Source organism: Streptomyces sp. NP-1717 (assembly GCF_022695985.1).
In the GTDB taxonomy this organism is placed as follows: Bacteria; Actinomycetota; Actinomycetes; order Streptomycetales; family Streptomycetaceae; genus Streptomyces.
Window position 1 is genome coordinate 1 of record NZ_JAAPBF010000298.1, and the last position, 6,997, is coordinate 6,997.

Genomic DNA, 6,997 nt, shown 5'->3' on the forward strand with positions numbered 1-6,997 from the left:
ACGGAACAGACGCCCGCCGCCCTCGCCTTCGGGCCCGACATCGCCTCCGTCGTCGTCGGCGTCAACGACACCCTGCGTCGCGCCTTCGACATCGCCGCCATCGCCCGCGCCCTCGACGAGGTGTGCGCCGCCCTCACGGCGCGCGGCACCGTCCTGCTCACCGCCTGCCTCCCCGACCCCGGCGTCATGCTCGGCCTGCCCGCGCCGCTCGCCAGACCCCTCGCCCGCAGACAGCGCGCCGTCAACACCCTCGTCCACGCGCTCTCCGCGCGGTACGGCGCCGTCCATCTGCACGCCGCCGACCCGGCGTGGGTCGCCGACCGCTCCCTGTGGAGGCCCCGACCGGCTGCACCCCGGCGAACGCGGCCACCGGATGATCGCCGCCCGGTTCCACGCGATGCTCACCGCGCGCGGCCTGACACTGGGTCCGCCGCCTCCCCAGGAGCCCGAGCGGCCGCCGCCCACCCGGACGGAGGCACTGCTCTGGCTGGCCACGGCGGGCACCGGCTGGATGGTGCGCAGAAGCACCGACCTGCTGCCCGAACTGCTGTGGCTGGCGGGCGGCGAGATGCGCCACTGGGCGCGCGGCACCGCCACCCGTCTCGATCTGCGCGCCGAGCACGCGCTCTCCCGTGCGCTGACAGCCCTGCCGCCGGCCCGTCCGCTTGCGAGAATGGGGGAATGACTGGGCGCTGGGAATTCTGGATCGACCGTGGCGGCACCTTCACCGACGTGGTGGGGCGGCGCCCCGACGGACGTCTCGTCACACGGAAGCTGCTCTCGCACAACCCGGAGCAGTACGACGACGCCGCGGTGGCCGGGATCCGGCTGCTGCTCGGCGTGGCGCCGGACGATCCGGTGCCCGCCGACCGGATCGACGTCGTCAAGATGGGCACCACCGTCGCCACCAACGCCCTGCTGGAGCGGCGCGGTGAGCCGACCGTCCTCCTCGTGACCGAGGGCTTCGGTGACGCCCTGCGGATCGCCTACCAGAACCGGCCCCGTCTCTTCGACCGTCACATCGTGCTGCCGGAAGAGGTCTACGAGCGTGTCATCGAGGTGCCCGAACGCGTCGACGCGCACGGGGCCACCGTACGGCCGCTGGACACGGCGGCCGTCGCCGCGCGGCTGCGGGAGGCGTACGACGACGGCTTCCGCAGCGCCGCCGTCGTCCTCATGCACGGATACCGCCACCCCGAGCACGAGACCGCCGTCGCCGAGGCGGCCCGCGCGGCGGGCTTCACCCAGGTCAGCTCCTCCCACGAGGTCAGCCCCCTGATCAAACTGGTGCCACGCGGCGACACCACCGTCGTGGACGCCTATCTCTCCCCGATCCTGCGGCGGTACGTCGACGAGATCGCCGGCGAACTCCGCGACATCCGCCTGATGTTCATGCAGTCCAACGGAGGGCTGCGCGAAGCGGCCCACTTCCGTGGGAAGGACGCCGTGCTGTCCGGACCGGCCGGCGGTGTCGTCGGCATGGCCCGTACCTCCGGACAGGCGGGCCACGACCGCGTCGTCGGCTTCGACATGGGCGGCACGTCGACCGACGTCTCGCACTACGCGGGCGAGTTCGAGCGTGAACTGGGCACCCAGGTCGCCGGGGTCCGGATGCGCGCCCCCATGATGAACATCCACACCGTGGCCGCCGGCGGTGGCTCCGTGCTGCACTTCGACGGCCAGCGCTACCGCGTCGGCCCCGACTCCGCCGGCGCCGTACCGGGCCCCGCCTGCTACCGCCGGGGCGGCCCGCTCACCGTCACCGACGCCAACGTGATGCTCGGCCGGGTCCAGCCGGACCACTTCCCCGCCGTGTTCGGACCGGACGGCGACCAGCCGCTGGACGCCGACGTGGTGAGGGAGCGCTTCACCGCGCTCGCCGCCGAGGTCGAGAAGGCCACCGGCGTACGGCGCGAACCCGCCGAAGTCGCCGCCGGCTTCCTGGAGATCGCCGTACTGAACATGGCCAACGCCGTGAAGAAGATCTCCGTGCAGCGCGGCCACGACATCACCCGCTACGCCCTCACCAGCTTCGGCGGCGCCGGCGGCCAGCACGCGTGCGCCGTCGCGGACGCGCTCGGCGTCGACACGGTGATCGTGCCGCCGCTCGCCGGGGTCCTCTCCGCGTACGGCATCGGGCTCGCCGACGCCACCGCCATGCGCGAGCAGTCGGTGGAGGCCGAACTCGGCGACGGCGACCGGGAGGACGGCGGCGACGGTGGCACGATCGGCCGGGTGCGCGAGGTGTGCGACGCCCTCGCGGAGCGCACCCGCGCCGAACTGCGCGCCGACTCCGTCCCGGACGCCGCGATCACCACCCACGCGCGCGTGCTGCTCCGCTACGCCGGAACGGACGCGAGCCTGGCGGTGCCCCTCGGTGGCGCCGCCGAGATGACGGCGGCCTTCGAGGAGGAGCACCGCTCGCGCTACGCCTTCACCATGGACAAGCCCCTGGTGGTGGAGGCCGTGTCCGTCGAAGCCGTCGGGAAGGCGGCCTCGCACGGTGCGTACACGGCCGAATCGACTTCGGCGGAAGGCGACGGCGAGCCCGTACCGCCCGCGCGGGTACGGATGTTCGTCGACGGCACCGAACGCGACTGTCCGCTCCTGCGGCGCGGTGATCTGCGGCCCGCCGACACCGTGGAGGGCCCCGCGATGATCGCCGAGGACGACGCGACCACCGTGGTGGACGCGGGCTGGCAGGCGGCCGTCGGCGACCTCGGACATCTGCTCCTGACCCGGGTACGCCCCCGCCCCACCAGGATCGCCGCGGGCACCGACGTCGACCCCGTCCTGCTCGAAGTCTTCAACAACCTCTTCATGGCCATCGCCGAGCAGATGGGCGTACGGCTGGAGAACACCGCCCACTCCGTCAACATCAAGGAACGGCTCGACTTCTCCTGCGCGCTCTTCGACGCCGACGGCAACCTGATCGCCAACGCGCCGCACATCCCCGTCCACCTCGGTTCCATGGGCGAGTCCATCAAGGAGGTGCTCAAGCGCGACGAGGGCTCGATCCGCCCCGGCGACGTGTACGCCGTCAACGACCCCTACCACGGAGGCACCCACCTGCCCGACGTGACGGTGGTGACGCCCGTCTTCGACGAACAGGGCGAACGACTGCGCTTCCTCGTCGCCTCGCGCGGCCACCACGCCGAGATCGGCGGCATCACGCCCGGCTCGATGCCCGCCTTCAGCCGGACCATCCACGAGGAGGGCGTGCTCTTCGACAACTGGCTCCTCGTACGCGACGGCAGGCTGCGCGAGGCCGAGACCCGCGAACTGCTCGCCACCGCGCCGTACCCCTCCCGCGATCCGGACACCAACCTCGCCGACCTGCGCGCCCAGATCGCGGCCAACGAGAAGGGCATCGCCGAACTGCGCCGCATGACCGAGCAGTTCGGCCACGACGTCGTCGACGCCTACATGGGGCACGTACGGCGCAACGCGGAGGAGTCCGTACGCCGCATCATCGCCGGGCTGAGCGACGGGACGTACCGCTACGCGACCGACAACGACGCGGTCATCGAGGTCGCCGTGCGCGTCGACCGCGAGGCCCGCAGCGCCGTCGTGGACTTCACCGGCACCTCCCCGCAGCAGGAGGGCAACTTCAACGCGCCCAGATCCGTGGTGATGGCGGCCGTCCTGTACGTCTTCCGCACACTGGTAGCCGACGACATCCCGCTCAACAGCGGCTGTCTGGCGCCGCTGGACGTACGCGTGCCCGAGGGCTCCATGCTGTCGCCGGCCTTCCCCGCGGCGACGGTGGCGGGCAACGTGGAGACCTCGCAGGCCGTGACAGGGGCGCTGTACGCGGCGCTCGGCGTCCAGGCCGAGGGCTCGGGCACCATGAACAACCTCACGTTCGGCAACGAACGGGTCCAGTACTACGAAACGGTCGCCAGCGGATCGGGCGCGGGCCAGGGCTTCGACGGCGCCGACGCCGTCCAGACCCACATGACCAACTCCCGCCTCACCGACCCCGAAGTCCTCGAATGGCGCTACCCGGTACGGGTCGACGGATTCGCCGTCCGGGACGGCAGCGGCGGCCCTGGCCGCTGGACCGGCGGCAACGGAGTCGTACGGCGCATCCGTTTCCTGGAGCCCATGACGGTGACGCTGCTGACCGGGCACCGCACGGTGCCTCCGTACGGCATGGCGGGCGGCGGGACGGGCGCGAGAGGCGCCAACGAGGTGGAACGGGCCGACGGGACGCGCACGGCGCTCAAGGGGGTCGACTCGGTCGACGTGGCCGTGGACGACGTACTCGTGCTGCGCACCCCGGGCGGCGGGGGATACGGCACCCCTCGGTGAACTCGCCCGGCACGGCGGGCCGGTGGGCGGATCACCGGCCCGCCGTGCCGGCCCGCGGACACCGCTGGGGCTTCTGCGTCGTTTCGACCGTTGTCGGTCCGAGGACCTAATCTGTGCAACGTGACTTCGCCTGCCTCGACGGATCCCGTTCCGCCCCAGCTCAGCGCGGGGCCGCGGCTCGCCCAGGGCCCGGCCGCCGACGAAGGGCTGGCGCGGCGGCTGCGCGCGCTCGCGTGCACCGCGCCGCTGCACGACCTCGACACCCGCAAGGCCAATCTGGCGGGCGAGTACTCCGTCTACGCGATGGCGGAGGTCGCGCTCGCGGCGATCGACCTCGTGACGCTCAACATGGACTTCGACACCGGCGCGGACCACGAGCAGATAGTGGCCAGACTCCTGCCGCGCGTCGCGGCCCAGGCACCGCACCGCCCGGTCACCGAGCACGAGCGGGTGGCCCGCTGGGTGCTGGAGAACCTGATCAACGTCGGCAGCGTCGACCGCGGATTCCGCGCCGTGTACGGCACGTTCGGCGCCGACGGCGTCTACACGCGCCGCGACTACGACTTCAAACTGATCGAGGAAGTCCCCGGCCACGGCGGCAGCGTCTATCTGCGCACCACCGACGAGGCGGTCAACGTGCTGGTGGGCGCGCTGGACACGGACGTCACCAGCGCGCAGATCGCCGCCGAGGTCAAACTCGAAGTACTCATCAACAGAGGGCGGCTCGCCGACGCCCAGCTCGCCGCCGAACAGGCCCGGTACCGCACCGTGCAGTACGCGGAGACGCTGCGCCGGACCCTGGAGGCCACACGGCGCAACGTCCGCGCGGTCGACTGGCTCAACGCCGTGCCCGACATGATCGCCGAAGCGCTCGACCACGTCGCCGACCGCTACCGCCACGAGAACGCCATCCTCACCAACATCCGCAAGTCACGCGACGAGGCGGAGACCGGCGCCGACCCGAAGACGGCCGAGCACAAGAGGCGCGCCGCCGAACTGGTCGACATCGTCAAGGACTGCATCCGCCGGCACACCCAGCTCCAGTCCCGGCTGCTGGAGGCCGGCCCGCTGTTCCGCGCCGAGCAGGACCGCCAGGCGTTCGCCGAACCCACCACGCGTACGGGACTCGATCTGTACGGCCAGCTCGTCGCCCCGCTCCTCCCGCTCTCGGTCGACCGGGCGAGCAGGGTCACCGACGCGTTCTTCGCCCGCGGCACCGGCCTGCGCACACCCGCCTCCGTCCGGGTGGGCGACCTCGTGGATCTGCTGCTCACCCCTCCCGTGGAGCGCGAACACCTCGGCGCGGAGATGCCCGAACCCGATCTGATCGCGACCCCCGACGACAGCCGTTTCAGCGAGGAGCAGCTGGCGAGCGCGAGGGAGCTGCTCGACCTGGAACACGACGCGCCGCGCAGGCTCTCGGGCCTGCTCGCCGAGGCCCGCCGCCGCGATCCCGACCTGCCCTATCTGGTCGCGCTGCTCGCCGTCCACGCCGCGAGCCCGCCGGTCGGTACGGCCTACCGGCAGGGCGAGGAGCGGCTGTTGTTCGCCGTGGACGACGGAACACCCCTCGACGACCCGGAGTTCGGCGGGGCCGACCTCATAGTGGGCATGGCACTGCTGGACGCCGCCGGCATGACCGCCGACCGTACGGAGGCGGCATGACGCCCACCGCCCGCACCCTCGGCGCCCTCCGTACCACCACGAGCACCCCCAGCACCCCCATCACCTCCGACGGGACGACGACCCTCAGCAAGGAGCAGCGGCCGTGAGCGACCACCAGGCAGAGCACGCCGCGGCGTGGGGCGAGCCGGGCGGCACGGAGACGGCCCGCACGTCCGCCCCCGCGCCGGGCGGCGCCGTCACCCCCGCCGACGCGGCCGACGCCGCCCGCCTCGTCTCCTTCGGACTGCAGCCCAAACTGCTGCCCGCGCGCGACGCCGAATACGCCGACCTGCTGCGCCGCTACCGCGAGGAGCCCGCCTTCGCGCGGCTCTGCGACGCGGTCGCCACCGGCCTCGGTCTCGTCGTCCTCGAGGTCTCCTCCCGCGCGGGGATGGCCGTGACGGCGGGCGAGGACTCCGTGTTCGCCGTCCGCATGGGTGACTACGCCCGCCGCGCCTCGGCCGACTCCGCCGACCGGTTCCTGCACGGCCTCGCCCATCTCGCCGTCGCCGCCATGGCCTTCCCCCGCCCCGAGGACCTCGCCGACGACGGGTACATCGGCCGGATCACCGTCAACGGCGTCGACGCCTTCGTACGGCAGGCCTGCCGCAGGCTGGAGGAACAGGCCGAGGCACAGGGCGAGAACACCGACCCCGAGACGGACGCCCCCGGCCTCGAATCCGCCTGGCGTGTCTACGCGCGCCGCAGCGCGACCGGTGCCACCAAGGACGCGCGCCGCCTCGCGGGCTCCACCACCGGCATCATCGGCAAGGCCATGGCCTTCCTCACCGACTCCGGGTTCCTGCACCGCACCGGCGACGACGCCGGAGGCGCGTACCGCACCACGGCCCGCTACCAACTCCAGGTCCGCGACATGGCCGGCAGCGCCGCCATGGCCGAACTGCTCGCCCTGGGCGTCGTACCGGTCACCGACGGATCGGCCACGCTGCTCCCCCCTCCCGACCCGGACGACCTCGACCTGGTCGCCGACGCCGGACTGCCGTTCCACTCCTGAGCC

Annotated in this window: 3 protein-coding genes and 1 pseudogene; all 4 read left to right on the plus strand. The window is 72.7% G+C overall.

Going from position 1 to position 6,997, the window contains the following annotated elements:
• Positions 1–685 (plus strand): annotated as a pseudogene (locus tag GXP76_RS32630) (SGNH/GDSL hydrolase family protein); the annotation flags it as partial.
• Positions 682–4,314: a hydantoinase B/oxoprolinase family protein gene (locus tag GXP76_RS32635; RefSeq protein ID WP_242575234.1), complete on the plus strand. Its 3,633-nt coding sequence runs from the start codon at positions 682–684 to the stop codon at positions 4,312–4,314. The pseudogene GXP76_RS32630 and the gene GXP76_RS32635, both read left to right, overlap by 4 nt.
• A 120-nt stretch (positions 4,315–4,434) precedes the next feature.
• Positions 4,435–5,979 carry a hypothetical protein gene (locus GXP76_RS32640; protein ID WP_242575235.1) on the plus strand — a complete coding sequence of 515 codons (1,545 nt, stop codon included), beginning with the start codon at positions 4,435–4,437 and terminating at the stop codon, positions 5,977–5,979.
• A 103-nt stretch (positions 5,980–6,082) separates the two neighbouring features.
• Positions 6,083–6,994 (plus strand): hypothetical protein, encoded by a 912-nt coding sequence (locus GXP76_RS32645; RefSeq protein WP_242575236.1) that lies wholly within the window; start codon positions 6,083–6,085, stop codon positions 6,992–6,994.
• The last annotated feature ends 3 nt before the right edge of the window (positions 6,995–6,997 follow it).

Coding starts and splice junctions, on each gene's coding strand:
- GXP76_RS32635 (WP_242575234.1), top strand. CDS start 682: ATGACTGGGCGCTGGGAATTCTGGATCGACCGTGGCGGCACCTTCACC.